The organism is Bradyrhizobium quebecense (assembly GCF_013373795.3).
GTDB classification, from domain to species: Bacteria; Pseudomonadota; Alphaproteobacteria; order Rhizobiales; family Xanthobacteraceae; genus Bradyrhizobium; species Bradyrhizobium quebecense.
Genome location: NZ_CP088022.1, coordinates 705,737 through 729,873 on the forward strand (window position 1 = coordinate 705,737; position 24,137 = coordinate 729,873).

Genomic DNA, 24,137 nt, shown 5'->3' on the forward strand with positions numbered 1-24,137 from the left:
GGCTCACTTGATTGCGCTCAGCGCGAGACGATCAACGATTTCAACGGCGACATCCTCGGGCTTCGTAAATGCACCTTGCAGGCGCAGTTGGTCGAGAAAGCGCTCGTCGAAGACTTTCAGCATATCGGTCTCGGTAAATCCTGGCATAACCGCGGTCACGCGGAGCCAGGGAAATTCTGAATTTAGCTGCGCTATAACACCGAGAAGGCCGAATTTCGAGATGTTGTAGGCGCCCATGCTGCTCATTACCTTCGGAAGAGCGGATGCGGCCTCCGGGACCCCGATTGCCCCGGTCAACACGGCGGCGACGGATCCGGCCTTTCGGGGCCTGAAAAACTGCCGGACCAGCCCGGCTAACAGGTATTGCGGGCCGACTACATTTGCTGTCCAGAACAGGGAATGATCCGCAGCAGAAATCTTGCCGAACGGAGCAATCACGGGGGGCGGAGAAGCTGCGAGAACCGCGCCGACAACGGGGCGGCCGTCCTTGGCTAGCAGCGCGATGCCATGATCGATCGATGACGGGTCGGCCATGTCAAAGGCAATTGACAGTCCCCCGCACGCTTCCGCGATCGCGCGCGCCTCCTCGCTTTTATGCCGACGATGTCCAACGACCGGCACCAGTCCCTGGTTGCCGAGTTGTCGTGCGACACATCGACCAATCCCGCCTGTAGCGCCCGTAATGACAACAAGACCGCTCACACTTCCTCCGGAGGTGGTTCAGGGCGGCTCTAATCGACGTGGAACGTGCAGCGAGCGGCCCGGTGCATGCAAGTCAACTATGAGAGATGCAGCGTTGCCAAAGCGCTGGCCGTCGCGATGGTGCGCTCACCGGACGCTACCTTTATCTTAAGCGACAGGCTACGTGCGGCTTCTGAATAGTGCGTGACCTGAGCAAAAATGTGCGCGGCCTCTCCGACATATAGCGGTTCGCGAAAGTCGATCTTCAGCGAACTCCAGATGCCGGCGCTTCCCGGCAGTCGCATACCGATAATCCTGGAAATCTGGGCGACAATCATAGCGCCATAAACGACAGCCCCCTTAAGGCCGCGGCCACGCGCAAATTCCGGATCAAGATGCAGGGGATTGAAGTCACCTGAAATGCTCGCGAACGCCTGTTGCTCCGTTTCGCCGACAACGAAATCAAATTCGGCCGTCGCGGAGCTAAGCTCGGCTATGTCAACGAGACTGATCGGTGAATCCGTCTTCAACTTATCGGCCGTCCTTTTTAATGATGCTTTCGACCACCTGGCCGACGTTTTCGAACGATGATACCTCGGCGGCCGTGAAGCGGACGTGAAATGCCTGCTCGAGCGCTACGACGAGACGAATGTGGGCCAGGCTGTCCCAGCCATCGACATCAGCCGCGACCGTCGTTGGCTTAATGACAATGCCGTCATCATCGAAGACGTCGGCGAAAACCGGCTTCATGCGTTCATAGATTTCCGCCTCTGTCATCGAAACTCCAGCTCATTTTTCATGTCGCCCGGCCAACACGGCTAAACACCAGAACCATTCGGGCATGTTATCAGGCGAGACGTCTTTCGCAAGTTTCGCGAGATCACGCCGGTGTTCGAAACAGCAGGCCGCCCCATTGTGCGGCAAAAGCAGGAGAGGCTACCATCAACCATGCGCCGGCGGGCGGCTGCCGACGTTCGAGGTATTGTCGAATCGCAAAAATCGGATCTACGCCGCCGAAATGGGCGAATCGGAAGTCTGTTTGAAGACGCGTCAACAGTTCGCGATGTTCGCTAAAAAGAATGGGAACGCGGTTTTTCCCGGTCGAAGGCAAAAATATCGCCTCGATATCTTGCTGCGTCAAACCTTGCTGCGCAAGAAGCGCGTCCGTAACCGCAGCGAAATGCAGCTGTTCGCCGCGAACATAGTTGATCTGTGCCTCGGCATTCTCGAAATGAACCTTGATCAGGTGGTCGTCAGCACTTGGTTCACCGCCGGGCGCGTCGCCGAAATCGATGCGCATCGCTCCCCAGTCTTCATTACTCGACGACTCAGAATAGCCAGCGACTTCGAGGCCGGGACCCTGGCTTGCCGTCAGGACAATCGCCGCCGCGGCGTCCCCCCAAAAAAACGCACCGTGATTCATATTTCTGGTGTGAGACGACGCGCGACAACTGGTAACGACCATAATGTCGCCTCGGTCAGGATCTGCTGCGAGCAGTCGCACCGCCAGATCAATTCCTCGGAGAACGCCGACACAGCCCTGAGCCAGATTAAGGCATTCCGCCTTGCTCGATCCAAGCGCAGCCCGGACGGCAACGGCCGGAATTTCCAAACCGTAAGATGTAATCAGTGAGGGCGCCGAGATCACCATGCGGATATCGTCCGGTGCAATCTGGCATTGCCTCAGCGCATCACGGCCCGCGTGCACCATAAGCGCCGTTGAGTCCTCGGTAGAAATATGCGTAATCTGTTGCCCGAGGCGCGGAAGTCGCTTGGCCTCATCAGCCGTCAGAGGCAGCGTCAAGATCTCCACCGGCTCGCCCGGAAAGTGAAACCCAAACCCTCGGATCCGGATTCGCGGTCGATTCTCGGCCCGTTCATTCATGCTTGCCATCAGGGCTCCCTCCGCAGCTGCGGGACGGATTGGCTTAGGCCGCTCTCAACGATATTTCTGGCGACGATTGCGTTCCCCGCGTCATTTAGATGACCGTAGTCGAGATAGTACTCCTTGCCGATGGCGGGGAGGGGCGGCAGGAACATAATTCCGCGATTCTGGTAGGGCAGGAAAATCGCCGTAAGCGCGTCCTGCAACTTCTCATAATGCTGCGCATCCATCAGTTCGGCGAGTTGGCCCTTTTCTTCTGTCGCATAGAAAAATACAGCGCATTGCGCATTCGACGCCAGGCCATCAAGCGTTCGCTTCAATGCGGCGATCTGAGGGTTGTCATCTGTAAGGGTGACCGCGCCATATCTGTTCTTTGCCTTTATCGTCAGCAAGATATCATCGAGAGGATCGGCTTCCGCCGGGGGTCTTCCTAGTCGGCGATCCAGCCGATCGCGCAAACGCCTTATCACGCCGGAAGGCTCTCCGTCGAAAACGCGCCACTGAACAAAATCGCGCATCCGGTAAAGCCGCCAATGACTGAGCGCGAAGTCCTGCAGCGTGGTTTCCGTCCGCGACGTCCACGTCCGGCGTGTATCGTCGTCACGCAAATTAAAGGAGCTGTCGATAACCATGGTCGAGAGCCACGGCCGACTGTATCGATTGCTTTCCTGTGAAAAGTCGGTTGAAAAGGCGCGAAGACTAATATCCGCGACGATACAATCAGGTTTGAGCGGCGAGAGTAGCCGCACGACCTGTTCAACATCGGCCGGCAAGCCGCCATTCATGGCAAGGTTCATGATCGAAAGTGGCTGTTGAGGAAACCTCTCGTGCAGGATCTGTCCGACGTGCGCGGGAATGGTGTGCTGCCGCCAGTTTGCGTCGCCGGCTTCCTCCATGCGGCGACCGTAGACCACGGAGTCGCCCACGAATGCGATGCGACGTCCCTTTAGTTCCCGGAAATAATCCAGCTTCGCGTAAAGCGTGGCGGGTGTCTGGATGTCGACGGCATCTGCCAGAAAAGTAGTCGTCTTGGTGGCGTACCCGATCGCCGCGTCAATCGCTACAAAGGCAATCAGTACAGCGAGCAGCAGCCGTTGCAGACTTGGCGGAGAAGCTGTCTTCATTGGATCCGCCGGCATCAGAAATTCTGGTAGGCAAAGATCGCCAGTTTCGAGTTCATGAAATACAGGATGATGACGATCTTCACGACGATAACGGCGACTTGCAGGATCGTTGGTTGCAATGATCGCATTAGTGCCACCCGACCAGCCGTTGATAGGTCATGATCGCGTCAGGTAGCGACCCCTGCCACCAGATCATTGTTAGCGACACGAAGGCGTAGGTCGAAATTCGCCCCGTCCACAGACTGAGTGCTGTCTGCGACGCCGCATACCGTACGCCACTTGCTTTTGCCCTGGCGCGGGCAAATTCACGTCGGATCTGGATTGCAAACAACACGGCGCCCTGGAGTATTCCGAATATCAGGAACCCGATGGTCGTCCCGTGCCACATCGCCACGAGTACCATGGTCACGACATAGATCGACGCGATCGCGTACATCTGCTTCTCGCGTGGTATGTTGACAAAGACGGCTTTGCTGAGCGGCGAAAAAACGTAATCCTGGATAACGGAGCCGAGCGACATGTGCCAGCGGCCCCAGAATTCCTGCAAATTACGTGAGGCGAATGGTGCGTTAAAGTTCTCTACGATCCGGAAACCCATCAGCGCAGATACTCCGATGACGATATCGCAATAGCCGACGAAATCGAGATACAGCAGTGCCAGCGTGGAAATCGCGCCAATCCAGAGAACGGGAGTTGAGAGGTCATTTGCGTGCGGCATCATTGAAAAGATGCCGAGATCCATGAAGTTGTCGGCAATGACAAACTTTTTGATAAAACCGTTGAGCACCCGGTTCAGGGCATCGAAGCTTGCTGGCTCAAGCGGCACGGGCTGCTCGGTTGTTTCATTGAACCGATGAAATCGCTCAATCGGGCCCGCCAGAAGTGTCGGAAAAAAGATCATGTAGTTGAGGAACGTCAGCGGACTCAGCCGGTCGCCGGGAGCGACTTCGAGCACAAACGTGATCGCCCGAAATACGATATAGGAAATGCCGATAAGCTTTACCGGATGGGCATGAAATGGATTGACGGCGCCGAGAAGGTTGGGATCCTTCAACAGAAACAGGGCGGACCAAAACAGCGCGACAATAAGAAACGACGTGGCAATCGACCAGAAGCTTGCATTCGCAGCCTTGCTCACGCCCAACAGATAAACGATGGCCAGAAATGCGGCCAGCAGCGCTAGCTGGTCCCATTCCGTGATGAAGGTTGCGAGGAAATAGAGGCTCAGCAGCAGGACCACGAGCTCGCGCATCAGCCGCGGCGCACATAAGCGGCAGGCCAGAATCGCCGCAAACGTGATGAGGATGAAGCTGAACGAGTTTAGAGCCATTTTTCTACTGAAAAGACGTTTGCGAGCGGCCTCGCCTCGACGACCCTAGCGAAAAGCCGAATGCGGGAAAACGGCCTCAATTCCGTGCTTTCCGGTCGGGATCTGGAATGAGGCCGATATCCCCTATTTTATTGGCGGTCAACTGAGACTGAAGACAGGGCCTATCCTGTCGGCGGCCCCGTGTGCCGGTCGTCCTTGAACTGCGGGCGGCTCAACCCACCGGACCAAACAGGCAAATGGAGTGAAATTGGCTACTATGGTCTAATGCCTGCACTCGTTTATCGCGATGTCGAGTTCCGCTTCGTTTTTGACAACCTCGATTTTACGGCCTTGCTGCGGGAAGCACGATAATCCGCTGGAACCGAGCGCGCGGATCGTAAGCTGCTCTTCCCGCCTTCGGTGGTAGAAGAAGTAGTATCCATCCAGGTCTGTTGTGGTGTCGACGACTTCGCCGGACGAGGAGGTGAGTTGTACCGGCACCAGGGCCAGCGGAGCGCTTCCGTCGCGCGTGACGCGGCCGGCAATGAGCTTTCCGCCGTCCGGAGCCTCGCCGTTACCTGAGGGACGCAGCGCCCTGAGGTCGCGAATGTCGATGGCTTCGCCGGGAGCCGCATTAGCCAGCGAGATCCGCACCTCCCGAACCCGTCCGAGCGGCAATGGCGGCCGCCGCCAGTCTTGCTGGTTTGCCAGTGGCTTTGGCCAGGCGAGACGCGCGACGTCAAGCGTGTGCGTTCGCCACTGGTCCGGGACCGTCAATGGGGGGACCACCCAGACGCTCGAGCCTTCGTGGTCTGCTGGCGGCTGTGCCGATTCCAGAGCCGTTACAACGCCGCCGTCCTCCATCAGCATTTCGATTTTCAAAGCGGCATCGGAAGATGCGGCTGAACTACCGGCCGTCGATAAACGTTTCCGGATTGCAAAATGCAAATGACTGGTGTTCCAGAGATCGAGGTTCCAGGGCTCGAAAACGATCTCGGCGTGCCCCGCAGCATCCGCCTCGAGGCTGACGAAGTCGTTGGCCGGCGTCGCGTCGACAAACTTGCCGGAGCGGATTTCGACATCGCCGCGGTCATGCAACGCAACTTTTCCGATAATCGGCGTTGGGGCGTTATCGCCGACAATCGTAATCGATGGCTTGCCGGTCTCATCGGGTGGGTTGCGGGTAAAAGTATCGACGGATTTGCCCCCGACGTCGACCGAAGCCTGCTCTGGATCGCTAACATAGAGTGTAAGCCCATGCAGGTCGCGCGTTCCTGCCTTCAAATCCGGGACAGTGACATGCGTGACGGGATCTTCCCAAGGCGTGATTTCGACTGAAGATCCGCCCGCGCCGACCTTGAGGTTGGGCTTAATTCCCGCCTGCATGATCTGGTAGCCAAACCAGGTATTCGCAGGCGGCGACCACGGGCGCCGATCGAGGCTCACGCTTCCGTCAAAATTATAGACCTGGTTGGCGAGCTTCCTGATCCACTTCAGTGTTTTAGGTGTGAGCGGTTCTTCCTGCGAGGCCTCAAAATCCGAGCCGCCTGACCCGAAGTGCGTATACCAGAAATGCCTTACTTTCTGCCCCTTGTTGATCAGATAAAGGCTGTCGCTCAACAGTACCGGCAGCGCATCGCCTTGAGAGATATCGCAAGTGGGTGCGCAATACAGGGAACGGCGATCTTCTTCTGACATTTCCGGCGCGGTCAATCGCATACCGTCCGCAAAAGCTTGGACACTCGAAGGGTCGAAGTTAAGTATTGATGTTCGTCTAACATCGTAGAGGCCGTTGTAAGTCGTGGTCAAATTCGTAAGGTCGGAAGCTGTGCTATCAGAAACCACGAAGCTATACTGGTCCGTTCCGCGGGCAGGGAAGTATGACCAGACGGCTCGGACAGAGAGTTCACGGAGCAAGTCGGAGTAATACGCATACGTGTCTATGCGATCGGCCATCGCTTCACGGTGAACCACTGTTGCGGGGTCGGTAAAGAAGGTGCCAGGCGTTCGTGGGAGATCGAGTGCTGCGCCTTCAATTCCAAACCCTGAGATCAGGGTGTTTCCACCGTGCGATGTCGTTATCTGGGGCCGAATATTCCAGCGCTTCAGCCATGGGATTTCGTCCAGCACGATCTGTCGGCTGAAATGATCACGCTCCACCCGGGTGAGGCTTACGGGACAGCCCCCCGCGCAAGAGGGAGCGATGAAGTCTACCCGATCAATAAGCATTGGATTGATTGCCAGTGGCGTCGATCCGGAATTGGCGGACGGAACGATGGCTTCGACGATCCATCCGAGTTTGCCGACTCTGACCAGGACCTTTTTTCCCCGGCCGATAGAGCCCGAATTGAAAGACATGCTTTTGCCCTGGGTATCGTGCAGGGCGATCGTCAAATCGGCTGGCGGCTCTGCGGAAAAATAGAATCGAACACTTTGGGCCTCTTGACCGGAGATAGCGACGGGAACCTTGGGTAGTTCTTGACTGGTTCGGACGGCAGACAGCGCAAGGGGGGGATCAATCTGATTTTGTAGTTGTAAAACTCCGTCCTCGCTCCAACCGTGGAAATGATCGATGTTACCACGGTGCCATTGGCGGAGTAACAACGCGAAGGTGGGTTCGCTGCCGGCGCCTGAATTGCGTCGATTTAGCCGCCCTGGTCCCAAGAAAAGTGCTGACGTCAGGGGAGTGCCGCCCTGCGGCCACAGCGAGTCCGATATCGTCAAGCCGAGATCTTCGTTAAAGACCCGATGGATCGCTGCCCCGTGCCACGGACGCTGCTCATCGACATCGCTGATGAAGCTCACGACGTGGGAAAATGGATACGGAAGCGAACGAACGACAGGATCGGGCTCTGCTGCCTTCGCCGCGATCGGAAGCAGCGCAATGCAGAGCAAGAGCCGGGTGCTTACCCGAGCGGCGGCTTGGGTTGGTCGCAATGTCCTCATCTTGAAGCCGCACGCAAGATATCCACCAACGGCCCGGTCAACTGCTGAGCCAGCCATTGATGACCGAGCGGCGAATAGTGACCGTCGAATTCGAATGTCAGCAGGTTTGGCATCTCGCCATAGGCATCCGAGAAGGTCGGATTTATGCACTGATAGTCGTTTTTCTGGCAGTATTCGGTCACGTCTTTCGCATAGATTTTTGCGCCGGCGGGGACAGTCCTGCCATCCGCAAGCGTCAATGTCGTCTCACAGCCTTTGCGGCATTGGGCCTGGTCGATGCCGGTGTGGAAGATGAATTTCTGGCCAGGATGATGCTGCTCGATGTACCTGACTATCTCTGTCCAGTACCGAAAAGCCTCCTTGCCGGGATCGGGCATCACGTCAAAAGGCACACTCAACGTGTAGCCGAACGGAATGCCCTTGACGTACTCCGGATGGGTTGGCTTGCTCATAAACACCGGATAGACGGGTGATGCCGCACGAAAAGTGAAGGATCCGCTCTTGTCATAGTAGAAGTTCGGCAAGGCGCTATTTTCCGGATCGAAGCCAAGGCCATCGTGCAGCATTTGCGGGTTGACCTGATAGACCAGACCGGAAGCCATCGACACCAGCGTGTGATCGACATTGAACTTAGACGTATAGTCACGAATGCGAGGATAATTCGTACCAAGGTCGCCATTGTCGGCGCCGGCCGAAATTACTTCGACGCACTTCCCGAGCGCGATGCCGAGCGATTCCTCCAGGATGATATTGAATTTCTCGAAGGCGCGAACCTGAAGCGCGACCATGTCGCTGCCGCCCGTGCTCGCCAGACGAACGCAATGATCAGGATTGTCGAAAAAACGGTCGCTATCTTGATAGCCGTGATTGTTGGTGAACGTCGTTGAATCGTATTCCTGCACCTGGCTTCCGCCGGGCCAATATTGACGTGAATGGGGTTCATAGAGAGCGGAGTCTGGCGAAGGCACGCGCGGTCCCACAAATCGCGCTGTCTTTGGATCGGGAGCGTGTCCGTCGCTATTGAAGTAGTGTGGTCTCATGTCGATCGAAATATCGTCCCGACCGTAACCCGGCACGAACCACCTTCCGAGAGTCGCGAAGTGCTCCAACTGCGGATACCGCACGCGCAGCGAGACCGGTTGCGCGGGATCGATGCCTTTAAAGGCAAAGCCGCCATCGGCCCCGAGCGTTTGTTTGGTCACCCGGCCGGAATCGTCAAGCAGTTCGATCGGCGTTCCCGGGGGAATATCTGCTCCCGACACGCGCCCCGATAACGTGACGCCAATGGTGGTGGCGGCGGGCATTGGCCGGATCAACGCCAGACGCTTGAAGCGTACCGTTGTCCCGGCTGCGCCATTTATTTTCACAAACCACTGCTGGATCTGGTCGGGCTGCCCATTGCGAAGCTGCAGCATAAGATTTGCCGGCAGTGGAGCAATCACGTTGTTTGCCGACGGATGAGGTTCTCCAATTGAGTTCGCCGCATTCGCTTTTGCGACGATGTCGGCTGGAAGCAACGGAGGTAGAAGCCCTGTTGGAGCGAGGGTGGGCGGTCCAAGATTGATCGTGTAGGCGCTGGCCTGACCGTCCTTGCCAATAAAGCCAATGGTGAGCTTTCCCGCGGTGGGAACCGCTGCGAAATCCACCTCCAGATGCGTCGCATCGCGGGCTGGACTAAAATCCGGTGACCAGATGACCCAGGCTTCGTCGTGCGTGATTTCGAGATCGGCCTCACTGACCCGAATTGCTCCGGTGCGGCGTTCGCGCAGGCTTGCTCCATAGATCTCGAAAAGACCATTCTTGCGATACGGACCGACCCGGTCGAACAACGCAAACACCGGGGCGCCGACGCCGCGGTAATCGCTGACAAGGGGGGGGCGATCGGAGTTGCTTCCGAAATTTGTCGCCAATGACAGCGATTCAAGTGCCTTGATACGCGCGTCAAGAGCCCCGATGCTCGCGATAAGCTGCGCGTTTCCAGCCGGCTGCCCTTCAACGACAGCCGTCTTCTGAGGCGAGGGCGGCACCATCGCCGGGAGTTTCTGAGCCAACATTCGATCAATGCGAGTGTTGATATACTTTCGTGTCAGCTCATAGCCGCTCGCAACGACGACGCAACCCACGACGATCAATATCGTCGTTACAATATTCTTTTTTACCTGGGTCATTTTCATGGTCGCAGAAAACTATGCCTTCGGCGGTTTCAGTTGGGGCGGCTGGGTACCGTGATTCGTCTCGCAAATACTGGGCTTCTTGAACGTCGTGTTTCTTTGGGCGCGCCGTTCGGCAAACTGTTCATGTTTTTTGCTAGGGCCGATAACTCAACCATAGCATCCGATAGCCGAAGATCACCGGGCGATCCAGTGCTTTGTCCTACATGACAGGGGCACGGTGAACGGAATTGCCCTCAGTGACAGATGTTCGGGCTGGCTGCCCTGCAGGCTTACGCACTATCAAATTGCACGAAGGGTCGCGCCGTAAACAGCGGGGCCGCTTTGTCTGCCGATGTTGTTATATGTATTGCGCAAATCTGCCAGGAGCCCCTTTGGGTTTTCCCGAGGCCCCAACCCCTACGGCCCAAACGCGCGCCGAAAACTCGCCAGCCGCAGCCGGAATTTTCTGACCTGACAACCCTGTCAACTTGACGAAGGTCGCGCGTCAACCGTGTCAACCAAGAATCTGAAGTCTGCCGCTGGAGGATTTTGGGGGTGCTCACCGTTCAGAGGAACAGGGACGCACTTCGTGCTCTCTGTAAGGTCCCATGACGTCATCCGCATCAATCGCGTCCTGCCGACGTCGATCCCCTGAGCGCCCTGCTTGTACCCGAACGTCTCACCGCCGTGGTCGATATCGGCGCCAACCCGATCGACGTTCCGCCCTATGTGCCGCTGCTGCAGAAGCGGCTATGCCGGCTGTTCGGCTTCGAGCCGCAGCCCGGCGCGTTGGCCGAGCTCAATGCCCGCAAGAGCGAGCTCGAAACCTATCTGCCCTATGTCATCGGCAACGGCGAGCAGGCCCGGCTTCGCGTCTGTGCTGCGCCGGGGATGACCAGCCTGCTGGAGCTTGATCCGGTGATGCTGAAGCACTTTCAGGGCTTCAGCGAGTGGGTCCGCATCATCGCCGACAGCAAGATCGCGACCCACCGGCTCGATGATATCGGCGAGATCGATGCGCTGGACTATCTCAAGATCGACGTACAGGGCTCGGAGCTTGCGATCTTCCAGAACGGGCGGCGGCGGCTCGCGGAGGCGGTCGTCGTCCAGACCGAGGTCTCGTTTCTCCCGCTGTACAAGCAGCAGCCGGTGTTCGGCGAGATCGACCTCGAGCTGCGCAGCCAGGGCTTCATTCCTCATGCCCTGATGGCGATCAACAAGCGCATGATCTGGCCGATGCGCGGCGTCAATCCCTATGAGGCGTTCAATCAGCTGCTCGAGGCCGACGCTGTCTATGTCCGCGATTTCACCAAGGCCGATGCGATGAGCTCCGGGCAGCTCAAGCATCTCGCGCTGATCGCCCATCACTGCTACGGCTCCTTCGATCTCGCGGCGATCTGCATCCAGCATTTGCTCAACCGCGATGCGATCGTCCCGCAGGCGGGGAGCCGCTATTTCGAGCTCGCCGCGGCGCACCGCGCCGCCGCCAAGACCGGCTGAGAGGCCGGCTGAGACGGCAAGAAAACAGCCGGGCCCGATCGAGAGCCCCGGCTGCTGATGTCTTGCGTGAAATCGTGATCCGGATCGTCCCGGATCACGATCTCATGTCGGCGTTACTTCGCGCCGCCGGTGACGCCCGTGCAGCCGTCGGTCTGCGTGCCCGACGTGCTGTAGGCCGCGATCGCGCTCGGCAGGCCGCCGGCCGTGCTCGAGATCAGATAGGCATTCAGGATGTTGGTGGTCCACACGCCGTCGAGCTCGTGGAAGCCGTTGTTGCGGATGACCCGGGCGACATTCGGATCATAGCCGGGGTTGTCGGCGTTCGATGCCGCCGGATTGTAGTTCGGCAGCCCGGTGACCGATCCGCCGAAGAACCAGGCGAGCCAGTTCTTCACGGCGGGCACCCGCGTTCCGGCGGTGTCGCTGGTGTTGGCGTCGTAGAAGTGCTGGAATTGCTGCGCGCCGTTGGCGTCGAGCGCGAGGATCAGCGTCGAGGTGTCGTGCCAGTCCGGCACGGTCGCCGAGAAGATCGCGCAGAGCTGGGCGGCCGAGAGCTGGATCGCTCCGCCGGCCTGGCTGTTCGGCGACAGCGCCGACTGGTTGGTCCAGGTCACGCCCGAGGCGGAATTGGAGGTGTTGACCGCGATCGCAACCGGGACCTCCATGGCCGGCACCTGGATTGGGGCGCCGACGGCCGAGGTGTTGAAGCTCGCGGACGAGCTGCTCAGGGCGCCGATCAGCAGCGTGCTCTGCCAATTGGTCGACGGGACGAAATTGCTGAACGAGATGGTGGTCAGGCTTGCAATCGAGCTGGCGAGCGGCGCGTCGCTGGCGCCGTAGTCGAGCCGCGGACAGGGATAGCTCTTGAAGGCCGCATTGGCGGTGTCGCGGAACGGCGGCTTGGCCGAGGGCTTGCGCACCACGGCCGGCGCGGAGTCCGGGCTGCCGCGGAACAGTTGCCGCGCATCGTCGGCGTTGTAGGCGCGCGCGCCGTTGCCGGAGCCGACGGCGGCGAACAATCCCTCGACCGAGGTCGAGACGAGGGTGCAGCTGGTCGGCAGCAGGTTCGGGCTCGGGGTTGCGGTCGAGAAGCTCGGCGAGAAAGCCTGGCCGTCATTGGCCAGCGTCGCGCCCGCATAGCAGTCGAAGATCTGCCGCAGTGCCAGCGACGACAGCGTGCTGCCGCCGTGGATGCCGGTTTGGGCCGCAGCCGGTTGCTGGGCTCCGATCATGGCGGCGGCCGACAACACGACCAGCGAGGTCGTGCCCAGCACGCGTTCGGCGAACGATTTCGTCTTCATGATAACCTTCCCTGTTTTTGTTGCGTGACACAGCAGCGCCGCGCGACCGCCTGACGGCCTCGTAATGTCCAGAACGTCTTGTTCGATGGTTGCGAATGGGACGGCAATGAAGAAGACCTTGCAGGAACGTCTCAAGACAATCGAAGCTGTTCGCCGTGCAGGGCGAACAGCCCTGCGCGTCGTCGTCGGCATCGGCGCCGATGTGGCTCACAGCCCTAAGGCAATTTGAGCTGGCGCGACGCGCAGCTGGCGTGTGGTGATTTTTCGGACCGGTGAATTCTCGGATGCCCCGGTGGCGCGATCCGATGTGAAGGCTGGATTACAATCAGGATGGTGGCGCAGAGCGCGACATCCCCCGATGCTGCAATTGATCCCGAACCCGCCGCTATCCAACGCGGGTGCGAGACTGTAATGAGGTCGCTGGCCGCGTGCGTCGGGGGGCGCTGGCGGGCTGCGATCGACTTGACGTGCCTGTCACCAGGCGATCGGACTCACGACATAACGATGGATTTGACGTGGCGAATACCAAGAAGGCCCGCGCGGCTGCTGGCGCGAAAAAGAAAAGCAGGGGATTGACGCGTTCCGGGATCTCATCCTCCTCGCCACTGGGCATGCTGGCGCTGCATCTTCTCGAGCAATGGAAGAAGTCCGGGCGTGACGGCATCGTCTTCCTTGCGGAAAGCGAGAACAGAGCGGAGCGCCTCGGCAGCGTGCTGCATTCGCTCGATCCTTCGCTCGAAGTGCTGGTGTTCCCGAGGCTGAATACCTTGCCGTTTGACGGGCTGGAGCCGTCGCACGAGATCGCCGGCAGGCGGAGCTCGGTGTTGCGGCGTCTTGCGAAGAGCAGGAAGCCGGTCTTCCTGGTGTCGACGGCCGAGGCGATCATGGAACGGTTGCCGCTGCCCGCGAGCTGGGGCCGCCTCAGCATCAGCCTGAAGGTCGGTGCGCGCTATTCCGAGCAGGATCTCAAGGATCGTCTGGAAGCTCTGGGATACGATCTCGACGAAGAGGCAGACTATCCCGGAAGCGTCCTGTTCCACGGAATGACGTTCGAGGTGTTTCCTGCCGGTGCCCTTGGGCCGTACAGGATCGAGCATTCCGGTGGCGTGATCCGCAGGATCGCCGGAGTAGATCCCAACGAACACGACGTCGTCTTCGATACGCAGGAGCTGCTGATCGATCCGATGTCGGAACGGATTGCGTTGGGAGGCAAGCGAGCACAGCGGGCGGCGCTGCCGGATTATTGCCCGCGCGCCCGCTGGATCGCGGACGCGGGAGTTGCAGGTCATGCCGATAGCTGGCTGAGCACGATCAAAGAGGCGGCCGGCCGCAGAGAGACGGAGCGCGAGTACTTCGGCCCCGTCGACTGGAAGCGTCTGACCAAGCGCATGAGTGCGCTGCCTCGCAAGGCGGCGTTCACCCCGACGCCCGATTTCTCGACGGTCGCCTCGTCGCGAAAAGCGCTCCGCGCCTTTGTCGCCGACATGCAGCGCGCCGGATCGCGGCTGGTGTTTGTTGCGGCGGTGGAGGACGACCTGCGCGCGATCGAGCGCATGAGCGGGGTCAAGGCGGAGCGCGTCGGAGGTTGGAGCGAGGCGGCGAAGGGGCGGGGTGGCGAAGCGGCGCTGCTGGCTGACTTCGATACCGGCTTCATCGGTTCGGGCCGCAAGCCGCTTGTCGTCGTCACGGCGACCGACGTGCTCGGCAGCCGGGCTCATCATCCGCAGCCCATGGCCAGAGCCTGGGGTGCGGCATTCGATCATCCCGACGTGCCGGAGCGCGGCGCGGTCGTCGTTCATCTGCCGCGCGGGCTGGCCGTGCTCGATGGCTTGCAAACCCTCGACATGGGAAAGGGATCATCGCGCGAGATGATCAGGCTGGGATTTGCCGGGGATGATGCCGTGCTTGTTCCGCCCGCCGACCTTGCGCTGATCTGGCCGTATGCGGCGGAGCGCGGCAAGCTGACCTTGGACAAGGCGGACGGAAGCACGTGGTGGGCGCGACGGACCAAGGCGGAGCAGGAGATTCAACTTGCCGCCAAGACGCTTGCCAAGCACATCGCGCAGCGACGCCGCCGGCGCGCTCCCAAACTGGTCGCTCCCGGTCCCGCATACGAGCGGTTCGTCGCGCGCTTTCCATATTTCACGACAGTCGACCAGGCGAAGGCGATTCGGGACGTGCTGGATGATCTGGCGTCGGGTCATCCGATGGACCGGGTCGTCTGCGGCGACGTCGGGTTTGGCAAGACCGAGGTTGCCTTGCGCGCGGCGGCGGCCGTTGCCCTGTCAGGCAAGCAGGTTGCCGTCGTCGTCCCGACGACCGTCCTGGCAAGGCAGCACGTCGCGACGTTCCGCAAACGGTTTGCCCCGCTCGGCATCGAAGTGGGAAGCTTGTCGCGCGGGACGTCGGCTGCGGAGATGAAGCAGACGAAGGAGGGCCTGCGAAGCGGAAAGATCAAGATCGTGGTCGGCACGCAGGCGATCGCATCGAAGGACGTGAAATTCGCCAAGCTGAGCCTGGTCATTGTCGACGAAGAGCAGCACTTCGGGGCGGCGGAGAAGGCGAAGCTTTCGGGCCTGGCGAAGAGCGTCCATACGCTTTGGATGAGTGCCACGCCGATCCCGCGCACGCTTGCGGCAGGTCTCGCCGGATTCAGGGACCTGAGCGTGATCGCATCCCCGCCGGTCCATCGGCTTCCGGTCGTGACCAAGATCGCGCCACTTTCGGACGCCGCCATTGCCGCTGCACTGCTGCGCGAGCAGCGACGTCACGGGCAAAGCTTCCTGATCTGCCCACGCATCCAGGATCTGGATCCGCTGTTGGCGCGCGTGCAGGCGGTGGCCCCGGAGCTCCGCATCGCTTGCCTGCATGGCAAGTTACCGGCCGACGAGATTGACGATCGAATGATGAGCTTCGTCGAAGGCGAGGCCGATGTGCTGCTGGCGACCAACATCGTGGAAAGCGGTCTCGACATTCCGCGGGCGAACACCATCGTGGTCTGCTGGCCGGAAAAGTTTGGTCTGGCACAGCTCCACCAGCTCAGGGGGCGGGTGGGACGCGGTGGCACGCGCGCCTTCGCGTACATGCTGACGGAATCGAATTCGGAGCAATCCGGCAAGCGTTTGGCCGTTCTCGAGGAGTTCAGCAGACCGGGCGCCGGTTTCGCGATCAGCGAGCGCGATCTGGACCTCAGAGGTGCCGGAGATCTGCTTTCCGAGCGGCAATCCGGCCACGTGCAGGTTTTCGGACCGGTGCTCTACAGCCACCTTCTGAAGCAGGCCTCGGAGAAGACCAACGACCGGGCCGCGGATCTTTGGGTGCCCGATCTCAACCTTCCACTCGCCGACCTGCTACCCCGGAGTTATGTGCAATCGGAATCCATGCGCCTTGAAATCTATGGCCGCGTCGCGAGGTGCCGGAGCGAAGACGATCTGGAAGATCTGGAGGAAGAGACCTCTCGCCGCTTCGGCAAGCTGCCGCCGGCCGGCCGGGATTTCTTCACAGCGGCAAGGCTCAGGATCGATTGCAAGCGGCGAGGTATCGTGAGGCTCGACGTCGGGCCGGAGGCCGTCGCAGCGACGTTTCTGCCGGGGAGGCTGCCTAAATCCAGAGCACGATCGCTCCAACGCGACGGCGATCGCGTCTTTTACTCGGGCAAGACAAACGAACCGCCGTTCGAGCGGATCGATGATCTGCTCGACATCTTGGACGAGTGAGTACGACGTTACTCCTGGCCAAGTCTTCGTCGTCGGCCTGCTCTGATGTGAACGATCGTGCCGCCGCTTCGCGGTGCCGCCGGACGTTCGTCAGATGCGAGTCTTGTGACTGCGTCGGAGCGCATCGCCCCTTGTGAGTGCATCGCGCGGGCAGTGGAGATATTTCATCGTGCGCCGGCTGCGGAGAACAAATCGACTGATTCCGTACGCTGACATCGCCGTGACATGTAGCGCCGGTAGTGCACCTGTGAGGCGGTCCGTCCGCCGTCGTCAAGCTTGCTCCGAACAATCGGAATGCCCCCTTCAAGGCGCGAGTCGACGGTATTTGGGGCGGGCTATGTCGTTCAGATACCGGCATTTTCGAGCCGAAATTTTGGGCACGGAGCCGGAATCAGTGGCGTCGGAACGGCCTCCGATTTCGTTTTATCGGCAGGACGACGCGTTTTGCACACCGTTCCGCCCGCTGTTGCCCAAGCTTGGGCCCGCTAGCGGTATCTCAAGTATTATCGTTATATTTCAATGGCTTGTCGAAATGCCGCAGTTCAAATACCCGTGATATTTGTGCAACATTTGCCCGAAAACAGCCGTAACTTACCTCAACGCGAGCGGTCTTTTGTTGCGTGATCGGGGGCCTTCTGTCTCAGATGGAACTGCGACGGAGGGGGGCATCCCAAGGTCGTCCCGTTTTAGGTGGTTCGCTTAAGTCCCTCGCGTTCATGCGGGTGTGTCCGAAGGCGCGAAGCGACTGAGCGGGGATTTAAGGGACAAAGGGAACCAACCTGAGGGTGTTTTACCCGGCGGATCCGGAACCTTCCCTGAGATAGAGCAACTTGGAGGTTTAACATGAAGATGGTTAAGAGCCTTATCCTCGGCTCGGCGGCGGCTCTCGTCGCGGTCGGCGGAGCTCAGGCGGCCGATCTTCCCGTCAAGGCCAAAGCGGTCGAGTACGTGAAGGTTTGCTCCCTGTATGGTCCCGGTTTCTACTACATCCCGGGCACCGATACCTGTATCAAGCTGGGCGGCTATCTGCGCGCAGACGTTCTGGTGAACACCAACTCGGACAACACCGGCAACACCTCGGGCGCTGGCGGGGCGAACAACCGGTTCACCAACGGCTACACCTGGCGTTCGCGTGAAGACCTCAACATCGATACGCGCACCGCGACCGAATACGGCGTCGTCCGCACCTTCTTCGATGCGACGTTCTCTTGGACGTCGGACACCTACGCTGGCCAGGGCAACGGCTCGACCGTCTACTCGGCGATCGGCACCGCTTCGGCTCCGAACAACGCCAACTCCGGCGCTGTGGCAGGTGGCACGGTTGGCGTCTACTACGCCTTCATCCAGTTCGCCGGCTTCACCATGGGTAAGGCGGTCTCGCAGTTCTCGGCTCCGTGGGCCAACTACCCGGGCAACAACTACGATGGTCTCGTCGGCGGCGGCGGTACGATCACTGGCGTGAACCAGTTCACCTACACCGCTCAGTTCGGCAACGGCGTGTCGCTGTCTCTGTCGGCTCAGGACCAGTCGGCCTACTATCAGGCTGGTGTGGCCAATCTTGGCGCCCTTAGCCCGATTGGCGCCGCTATCGGTGCTACCGGTCCCTTCGGCGCCAGCGACTATGCCGGCACGATTTCTCCGGACTTCGTCGCGATGCTGCGTGTCGACCAGGCTTGGGGACTGTTCCAGGCTTCGTTCGCGGCGCATGACAACCATGCGGCCTATTACGGCGGCACTGAGTTGACCGGTCATCCGGACGACAGGTGGGGCTGGGCTGGTCAGTTGGCCTTGTCGATCAAGAACATCCCGACCGGACCGGGCGACACCATCAACATGCAGGGTGTGTATACGGACGGTGCGACCCGCTACAACATCCAGGACCTCGCTGGTTCGGCTGGTGCGAATACCATTTATGGTGGCACCAATCTGGCTGGCGCCTATCAGAGCGTAGGGTTCGGCATTGCGCCCGACTCGGTGTTCGCAACCGGAACACAACAGCAGCTGATTCAGACCTGGGGCTTCCGCGGTGCATACGTGCACAACTGGAACCCCTACTGGAACACCTCGATCTACGGTGCTTATGCCGCTGTTATGTACAACGACACGGCCAAGACTCTCGTCTGTGGCGTTGGCGGCGTCGGTGGCTCGATCCGGAGCGCACTTGCTCCTGCGGGCAGCGGAGCTGCTATGACCACCTGCAACCCCGACTACAACATCGCGCAGATCGGTACGCAGACCCAGTGGACCCCCGTCAAGAACCTGACCTTCACGGCAGACCTGACCTACACCCACCTGGATCAGAAGAACGCAGGCACGGTCGTGGCACCCAGCACTCCTATCGGCAAGCCCGCAGCTCTCTACGAGCTGAAGGACCAGAACACTCTGCTCCTCCTGCTTCGCGCTCAGCGCAACTGGTAATACCGGTTGACCTGACTGTGATCTAACAGAGCCCCCGGTGGAAACACCGGGGGTTTTGCTTTGTCCATTCACGCAGCAGCTCTCACAAGAGCGCCATTTTTTCGTACGATGTCATATTCTGTTCATTAATGCGTAGCCGCCCACCGATGGATCGTTTGGCGACCGATGACGGTAGCTCAACAAATAATTCGCCTCATTCGCGAGCAACCAGGCCTTACCGAACGCCAGATTGCCGAGCGCATCTTCGGCGAGGGAGGCTCCATACAGCGCGTCAATCCAACGTGTCGAAAGTTGGTGGCAGCCGGCTGGCTGGAGCGGCACGGCCGAGGATGGGCGGCGGACCCGTTCACGTATCACGCCGCAAGGCCCGATCTCTGAGCCAAGATTGGGACTGATCCGATTGTCCCGGGCAGCCGAGCTTCTCATGGTCTATCTGTAATTTGCCCCCGGCGCCAAAACGCCGGGGGTTTTGCTTTGGTGGGATCGCCCCCGCCGATCAGGCGGCGAGCATGTCGCGCACCATCGGCACCACCTTGCGGCCATAGAGCTCGATGCTCTTCATCAGCTTCTCATGCGGCAGCGGGCCAGCCGAGTATTTCAGCTGGAAGCGCGCCGCGCCGAGCGCCTTCACGGTCGCCGCGATCTTGCGGGCGACGGTTTCCGGCGCGCCGACATAGAGCGAGCCGTGTTCGGCCTCAGCCACGAACTCGTCGCGGCCCATCGGCGGCCAGCCGCGCTCCTTGCCGATCCGGTCGCGCATGACCTTGTAGTCCGGCCACAGCTCTTCCCGAGCTTGCGCGTCGGTCTCGGCAACGTAGCCCGGCGAATGCACGCCCATCGGCTTCGGCGTCCGGCCGAACTGCTGGTAGGCCCGCTGGTGCAGGTCGACATAGGGCGCAAAGCGCTTGGGATCGCCGCCAATGATCGCGAGCATCAGCGGCAGGTCATAATGCGCCGCGCGCACCACCGATTCGGGGCTGCCGCCGACGCCGATCCAGGTCTTCAGCCGGCCGTGCTCGACCGGCGGATAGACCGACTGACCCTTGAGCGGCGGCCGCAGCTTGCCTTCCCAGCTCACCGGCTCCTGCTTCAGGAGCTCGACGAACAGGTCGAGCTTCTCCTCGAACAGCTCGTTGTATTGCCTGAGGTCGAAGCCGAACAACGGGAACGACTCGGTGAACGAACCGCGGCCGAGGATCGCCTCGGCGCGGCCGTTCGAGACCGCGTCGACGGTTGCGAAGCGCTGGAAGACGCGGATCGGATCGTCCGAGCTCAGCACGGTCACTGCCGAGCCGAGGCGGATGTTCCGGGTGCGCGCGGCGATCGCCGCCAGCACGGTCTCGGGGGAGGAGATCGCAAAGTCGGCCCTGTGGTGCTCGCCGAGCCCGATGAAATCGATCCCGAGCTGATCGGCCAGCACCGCCTCGTCGACGACGTTGCGGATCACCTGGGCGTGGGGCAGCGGCGCGCCGGCAGCGTCCTTGGTGACGTCGCCGAACGTGTCGAGCCCGAATTCGAGAGAGGTCGTCATCAATCAGTCCAGTTGTCGGCGTGGCGGAGCATCCGCCACGGGCCACCCATCGCACGCAGGCCGAAAGGTCGTATTGCTGCGGAGATGTCCGCAAGCCTGCGCTGTGGAGCCTTCGGTTGGAGATCCAGTGGAGGTATTGCCTGTTCGCCGGCCGGCAAGGTCACGCCGCGAAACGCAGCGTTTCCAGGTCGCCTGTATCCGGCCTGCGGCCGAGGCTGCGGCGATCAGCCCGGCATGACCAGGAAGCCGGCCCGCGGGAAATGCACCACGACCTCGCCTGTGCGTTCGTCGGAGCGGCGGATCGCGATGTGCTGTGCCGACAGCGAGACGATCTCGCCGCGGACCGGGATCTTGCCGTAGTCATCCGGCATCACGCTGACGATGTCACCGGGCTTGCGACCGTTCGGATCCAAAGGATCGCCGAAAACAGGCGACTCCGGCCGCGACTTCGCCGCGACCTCGAGCGCGTCGGCTGACGACATCTCCGTGCGCGCGTCGTGGCCAATCGCGCGGACGCGCTCCTCCCAAGCCGCAGTGCGCGGCAAGGGCTTCACGATCTCGTCGATCGTGGCGACGCTCTGCCGTGCGTACCACACGTTCATGTAGGCGCTGACGTCGGCGAGGCTGAACTCGCCAAACAGCCACTGTCGGCCGTCACCGAGTTGCGCCTCGATCCAGTCGACATTGGCGCGGAACTGGTCGCGCATCTGCGGCAGCGCCGCGGCCATGGCGGCGACGTCGAACTTGGCGCCGCGCAGCTTCTCGCGATCCTCGATGAAATCCTGCGGGACCTTGTCGCCGATGAAGCCGAACGCGAGGGTGACCGTGTTCTGGAAGAACGGCCGGTCGGTCCACATGCCGAGCGCCCAGGGCATCCCGGCATTGCCCGCGGGAAACAGCGTGGGCGTCGGGTAGCGCCGCTCCAGCTCGCGGATGATGACCTGGGTGTCACAGTAGATGTCCGCGCCGATCTGCATCGTCGGCGTACGGCGATAGCCGCCGGTCATCGGCATCAAATCCGGCCGCGGCATGATCCGGGAAATCCGTACCGAGTTCCAGGCGAGCTTCTTGAATCCGAAGATGACGCGGATTTTCTCGGAGAACGGCGATTGATCGAAATGATGCAGGATCGGCATGGGCTGCGACATGGCCTTCTCCCGGGATAGCGGTGCGATCTCCTCGGACCTTGTCGTACAGCCTGACAAGATTGCGGCGGATCGCAACCCATTTCCTCTGGAGAACGACGACGGCGCGGTGCCGTCAGAACGGCTCCGCCCATGGCCGCAGGTCGAGCTCCAGCGTCCATGCGCTGCGATGCTGGTGATGCAGCACCCAATAGGCATCCGCGATGGCTGCGATGTTGAGCAGCCCGTCCGGCCCGCGGTCGTCCTTCAATTGCGGACGTGCGCTCAGCAGGCGATCGCCCTCGATGCCGCCATCGACCACGACATGGCCGACATGAATGCGCTGCGGCCCGAATTCCCGCGCCACGCTCTGCGCCAGCGCGCGCAGCGCGGCCTTGGCGGAGGCGAATGGCGAGTAGTTGGCCTTGCCGCGCAACGAGCCGCTGGCGCCGGTGAACACCAGCGTGCCGCCGCCGCGCGCAAGCAGGGCAGGGATCGCGGCTTGCGCGAGCTGGAATCCGCCGAGCGCGTGTTCGCGCCAGTGCTCCTCGAAGCGCTGCTCGGTGACCTTCAGGAACGGCGCCGGCCGGTTGGAGCCTGCATTGTGCACGGCCATCGCCAGCGGCGCGAGCTTCCCGGCAGCCTCGACGAAGCGGGCAACATCCGTGGCTTTTGAGGCATCGCCGACGACATGGGTGACTTTGGCGCCGGTTGCTGCGAGTTCGGCCGCCGTCGCGGCGAGCTTCTCGGCGTTGCGCCCGGCGATCGCGACGGGATAGCCGCCGGCCGCAAACCGGCGCGCAATCGCGGCGCCGAGGCCATTGGATGCGCCGACGCCGGCAATCAGCACGCTTCCCTGCACGGCGGTCGGCTCGAGGCCGGATCGGTCGTTCATGGCTCACTCCATCAAGCTGCCCGCGGCGCGGGCGAAATCATTGGTCGGACGCCATCGCGACGATGGCATCGCGCACCGTGCGCAGAATGGCGTCGGACCGCTTCGGATCGGTGATGACGCGCGAGATCGCGAGTGCGCCGACCATCGCGCTCACCGCGACGATTGCGCCGCTGTCGCCATCGTCGCCGAGCGTCTCGGCGACCTTGGCGATGAAGGCTTCGATGTGCGGTTCCATCACCGCGCGGCATTGCTCGTCGGCACGGCCGACATCCGAGATCAGCGCGCCGATCGCACAGCCCGACTTCGGCTGGTCGCGATGGCTGCGGCTGAGATAGCTTCGCACCAGGGAGTTGACGCTGACCGGCTTGTCGGGATCGCGCGATGCGCGCGCCGACGCCTCGCCCAAGGTCAGCGCCTGTTCCAGCGCCGCGGCGATCAGGTCGGAACGCGAGGCGAAGTGGCCATAGAAGCCGCCATGGGTCAGCTTCACCTGCTGCATCAGGCTTCCGATGCTGAGCGCGTCGAGCCCCTTGTCGCGGATCTGCGTCGCAGCCTCGTTCAGAATGCGCTCACGACTCCTGGCCTTGTCGGCCTGGGAATGACCCATTTCGCATAGCCCCTGTTTGACTCTCCATCTGGATTATGACCATCATGCATCTGGATGACAACCATCATTCAGAAATTATCAGTCACAATGCAGGGAGGAACAGATGTCCGGCAGCGCGAGCGAAGGGCGGGTCCGCCACGAGCGGCATGATCACATCCTGAAGATCGTCATCGACAATCCGGCGAAGAAGAACGCCTTCAGTCCGGAGATGATGGCTGAGCTGTCCGACGCGCTGACGCTGCTCGACAATGACGACGCTCTCTGGGTTGGCGTGCTGTGTGCCGCCGGCGGCAGTTTCACCGCGGGTCTCGACATGCCGAAATTCTTTGGTCCGACGGCAAGCCGCAAGCCGCTGCCGGAGGGCAACGTCGATCCCTTTGGACTGTCGCAGCGGTGCCGGAAGCCGATCATCACGGCGGTGCAGGGCATCGTGTTCACCGTCGGCATCGAGATGATGCTGGCCGGCGATATCGTCGTTGCTGCGGACGACAGCCGGTTCTGCCAGATGGAAGCCAAGCGCGGCATCGCGCCGCTGGCCGGCGCGCATTTCCGCTATATCAGCCGCGCCGGGTGGGGTGATGCGATGTATCACCTCTTGCTGTGCGACGAGTTCAGTGCCGCGGAAGCGCATCGGATCGGCCTCGTGCAGGAAGTCGTGCCGGCCGGTCAGCAGATCGAACGCGCGATGGCGCTTGCGGAGATCATCGCACGCAACGCGCCGCTCGGAATCCAGGTGACGAAAGAGGCGGGCCGCAAGTTCATCGAAGCCGGCGAGCAGGCGGCAATTGCGATCATCCCGCAGATCCGCGAGCGCGTGCTCAACACCGCAGATGCGGCCGAGGGCATCAAGTCGTTCGTCGAGCGCCGCGCCGCGGTGTTCCAGGGACGCTAGTCCCCCGGGGAAGCTGGTCTCAGCGGCGCTCGCTGCGTTCACGATACGTGCTCGA

General features: G+C 61.0%; 18 protein-coding genes. 5 read left to right on the forward strand and 13 right to left on the reverse strand.

Features of this window, described 5'->3' with window-relative positions; genetic code table 11:
- Positions 1 to 3 precede the first annotated feature (3 nt).
- From HU230_RS03510 to HU230_RS03545, 8 genes are all read right to left on the reverse strand, one after another.
- Positions 4 to 702: an SDR family NAD(P)-dependent oxidoreductase gene (locus HU230_RS03510; RefSeq protein ID WP_176532903.1), complete on the reverse strand. Its 699-nt coding sequence runs from the start codon at positions 700 to 702 to the stop codon at positions 4 to 6.
- Positions 703 to 779: 77 nt separating this feature from the next.
- On the reverse strand, positions 780 to 1,211 hold the full coding sequence (locus HU230_RS03515; protein ID WP_176532902.1) for a MaoC/PaaZ C-terminal domain-containing protein: 432 nt from the start codon (positions 1,209 to 1,211) through the stop codon (positions 780 to 782).
- Position 1,212: 1 nt separating this feature from the next.
- Entirely contained in the window at positions 1,213 to 1,458 is a 246-nt protein-coding gene (locus tag HU230_RS03520) for an acyl carrier protein (RefSeq protein ID WP_092124791.1), read from the reverse strand.
- 103 nt (positions 1,459 to 1,561) lie between these two features.
- Positions 1,562 to 2,575, reverse strand: a complete 1,014-nt coding sequence (locus tag HU230_RS03525) for a beta-ketoacyl-[acyl-carrier-protein] synthase family protein (protein WP_176532901.1) — start codon at positions 2,573 to 2,575, stop codon at positions 1,562 to 1,564.
- Positions 2,575 to 3,690 (reverse strand): hypothetical protein, encoded by a 1,116-nt coding sequence (locus HU230_RS03530; RefSeq protein ID WP_176532900.1) that lies wholly within the window; start codon positions 3,688 to 3,690, stop codon positions 2,575 to 2,577. Before HU230_RS03530 ends, HU230_RS03525 begins: the two co-directional genes overlap by 1 nt.
- Before the next feature lie 127 nt (positions 3,691 to 3,817).
- A complete protein-coding gene (locus tag HU230_RS03535) occupies positions 3,818 to 5,020 on the reverse strand; it encodes an MBOAT family O-acyltransferase (RefSeq protein WP_176532899.1) in 1,203 nt (400 codons plus the stop codon).
- 261 nt (positions 5,021 to 5,281) lie between these two features.
- Entirely contained in the window at positions 5,282 to 7,894 is a 2,613-nt protein-coding gene (locus HU230_RS03540) for a carboxypeptidase regulatory-like domain-containing protein (protein ID WP_176532898.1), read from the reverse strand.
- 47 nt (positions 7,895 to 7,941) lie between these two features.
- Positions 7,942 to 10,113: a hypothetical protein gene (locus HU230_RS03545; RefSeq protein ID WP_176532897.1), complete on the reverse strand. Its 2,172-nt coding sequence runs from the start codon at positions 10,111 to 10,113 to the stop codon at positions 7,942 to 7,944.
- Between the two features lie 672 nt (positions 10,114 to 10,785).
- Between HU230_RS03545 and HU230_RS03550 the strand changes: the two genes are divergently transcribed.
- Positions 10,786 to 11,598: an FkbM family methyltransferase gene (locus tag HU230_RS03550; protein ID WP_210284280.1), complete on the forward strand. Its 813-nt coding sequence runs from the start codon at positions 10,786 to 10,788 to the stop codon at positions 11,596 to 11,598.
- A 113-nt stretch (positions 11,599 to 11,711) separates the two neighbouring features.
- Here HU230_RS03550 and HU230_RS03555 read toward each other — a convergent pair whose 3' ends face one another.
- Complete coding sequence (locus HU230_RS03555; RefSeq protein WP_176532896.1) at positions 11,712 to 12,899, reverse strand: substrate-binding domain-containing protein; 1,188 nt, start codon at positions 12,897 to 12,899, stop codon at positions 11,712 to 11,714.
- 106 nt (positions 12,900 to 13,005) lie between these two features.
- On the opposite strand from HU230_RS03555, the gene HU230_RS43580 reads away from it, so the two are divergent.
- The 3 genes from HU230_RS43580 to HU230_RS03565 all read left to right on the forward strand — a co-directional run bounded on the left by HU230_RS43580 (position 13,006) and on the right by HU230_RS03565 (position 19,033).
- Complete coding sequence (locus HU230_RS43580; protein ID WP_275949080.1) at positions 13,006 to 13,128, forward strand: hypothetical protein; 123 nt, start codon at positions 13,006 to 13,008, stop codon at positions 13,126 to 13,128.
- Between the two features lie 382 nt (positions 13,129 to 13,510).
- Positions 13,511 to 16,615 carry a DEAD/DEAH box helicase gene (locus HU230_RS03560; RefSeq protein ID WP_176535155.1) on the forward strand — a complete coding sequence of 1,035 codons (3,105 nt, stop codon included), beginning with the start codon at positions 13,511 to 13,513 and terminating at the stop codon, positions 16,613 to 16,615.
- An 843-nt stretch (positions 16,616 to 17,458) separates the two neighbouring features.
- Positions 17,459 to 19,033 carry a porin gene (locus HU230_RS03565; RefSeq protein WP_176532895.1) on the forward strand — a complete coding sequence of 525 codons (1,575 nt, stop codon included), beginning with the start codon at positions 17,459 to 17,461 and terminating at the stop codon, positions 19,031 to 19,033.
- Positions 19,034 to 19,529: 496 nt separating this feature from the next.
- Here HU230_RS03565 and HU230_RS03570 read toward each other — a convergent pair whose 3' ends face one another.
- The 4 genes from HU230_RS03570 to HU230_RS03585 all read right to left on the reverse strand — a co-directional run bounded on the left by HU230_RS03570 (position 19,530) and on the right by HU230_RS03585 (position 23,190).
- Positions 19,530 to 20,564, reverse strand: coding sequence for an LLM class flavin-dependent oxidoreductase (locus HU230_RS03570; protein ID WP_176532894.1), 1,035 nt, complete (start codon positions 20,562 to 20,564; stop codon positions 19,530 to 19,532).
- 224 nt (positions 20,565 to 20,788) lie between these two features.
- Positions 20,789 to 21,712: a glutathione S-transferase family protein gene (locus HU230_RS03575; RefSeq protein ID WP_176532893.1), complete on the reverse strand. Its 924-nt coding sequence runs from the start codon at positions 21,710 to 21,712 to the stop codon at positions 20,789 to 20,791.
- A 112-nt stretch (positions 21,713 to 21,824) separates the two neighbouring features.
- Positions 21,825 to 22,583, reverse strand: coding sequence for an SDR family NAD(P)-dependent oxidoreductase (locus tag HU230_RS03580; RefSeq protein WP_176532892.1), 759 nt, complete (start codon positions 22,581 to 22,583; stop codon positions 21,825 to 21,827).
- 37 nt (positions 22,584 to 22,620) lie between these two features.
- The gene (locus tag HU230_RS03585; RefSeq protein ID WP_176532891.1) at positions 22,621 to 23,190 is read right to left on the reverse strand and encodes a TetR/AcrR family transcriptional regulator; all 570 of its coding nucleotides are present in this window, start codon (positions 23,188 to 23,190) and stop codon (positions 22,621 to 22,623) included.
- A gap of 103 nt (positions 23,191 to 23,293) precedes the next feature.
- Here HU230_RS03585 and HU230_RS03590 point away from each other — a divergent pair, with 103 nt between their 5' ends.
- Entirely contained in the window at positions 23,294 to 24,082 is a 789-nt protein-coding gene (locus tag HU230_RS03590; RefSeq protein WP_176532890.1) for a crotonase/enoyl-CoA hydratase family protein, read from the forward strand.
- Positions 24,083 to 24,137 lie beyond the last annotated feature (55 nt).

What these genes read in the sequence shown, in the direction of transcription:
- HU230_RS03520 (WP_092124791.1), bottom strand. Translation starts at nt 1,458, where the DNA reads ATGACAGAGGCGGAAATCTATGAACGCATGAAGCCGGTTTTCGCCGAC.
- HU230_RS03525 (WP_176532901.1), bottom strand. Translation starts at nt 2,575, where the DNA reads ATGGCAAGCATGAATGAACGGGCCGAGAATCGACCGCGAATCCGGATC.
- HU230_RS03530 (WP_176532900.1), bottom strand. Translation starts at nt 3,690, where the DNA reads ATGAAGACAGCTTCTCCGCCAAGTCTGCAACGGCTGCTGCTCGCTGTA.
- HU230_RS03535 (WP_176532899.1), bottom strand. Translation starts at nt 5,020, where the DNA reads ATGGCTCTAAACTCGTTCAGCTTCATCCTCATCACGTTTGCGGCGATT.
- HU230_RS03545 (WP_176532897.1), bottom strand. Translation starts at nt 10,113, where the DNA reads ATGACCCAGGTAAAAAAGAATATTGTAACGACGATATTGATCGTCGTG.
- HU230_RS03555 (WP_176532896.1), bottom strand. Translation starts at nt 12,899, where the DNA reads ATGAAGACGAAATCGTTCGCCGAACGCGTGCTGGGCACGACCTCGCTG.
- HU230_RS43580 (WP_275949080.1), top strand. Translation starts at nt 13,006, where the DNA reads ATGAAGAAGACCTTGCAGGAACGTCTCAAGACAATCGAAGCTGTTCGC.
- HU230_RS03560 (WP_176535155.1), top strand. Translation starts at nt 13,511, where the DNA reads ATGCTGGCGCTGCATCTTCTCGAGCAATGGAAGAAGTCCGGGCGTGAC.
- HU230_RS03565 (WP_176532895.1), top strand. Translation starts at nt 17,459, where the DNA reads ATGAAGATGGTTAAGAGCCTTATCCTCGGCTCGGCGGCGGCTCTCGTC.
- HU230_RS03570 (WP_176532894.1), bottom strand. Translation starts at nt 20,564, where the DNA reads ATGACGACCTCTCTCGAATTCGGGCTCGACACGTTCGGCGACGTCACC.
- HU230_RS03575 (WP_176532893.1), bottom strand. Translation starts at nt 21,712, where the DNA reads ATGTCGCAGCCCATGCCGATCCTGCATCATTTCGATCAATCGCCGTTC.
- HU230_RS03580 (WP_176532892.1), bottom strand. Translation starts at nt 22,583, where the DNA reads ATGAACGACCGATCCGGCCTCGAGCCGACCGCCGTGCAGGGAAGCGTG.
- HU230_RS03585 (WP_176532891.1), bottom strand. Translation starts at nt 23,190, where the DNA reads ATGGGTCATTCCCAGGCCGACAAGGCCAGGAGTCGTGAGCGCATTCTG.
- HU230_RS03590 (WP_176532890.1), top strand. Translation starts at nt 23,294, where the DNA reads ATGTCCGGCAGCGCGAGCGAAGGGCGGGTCCGCCACGAGCGGCATGAT.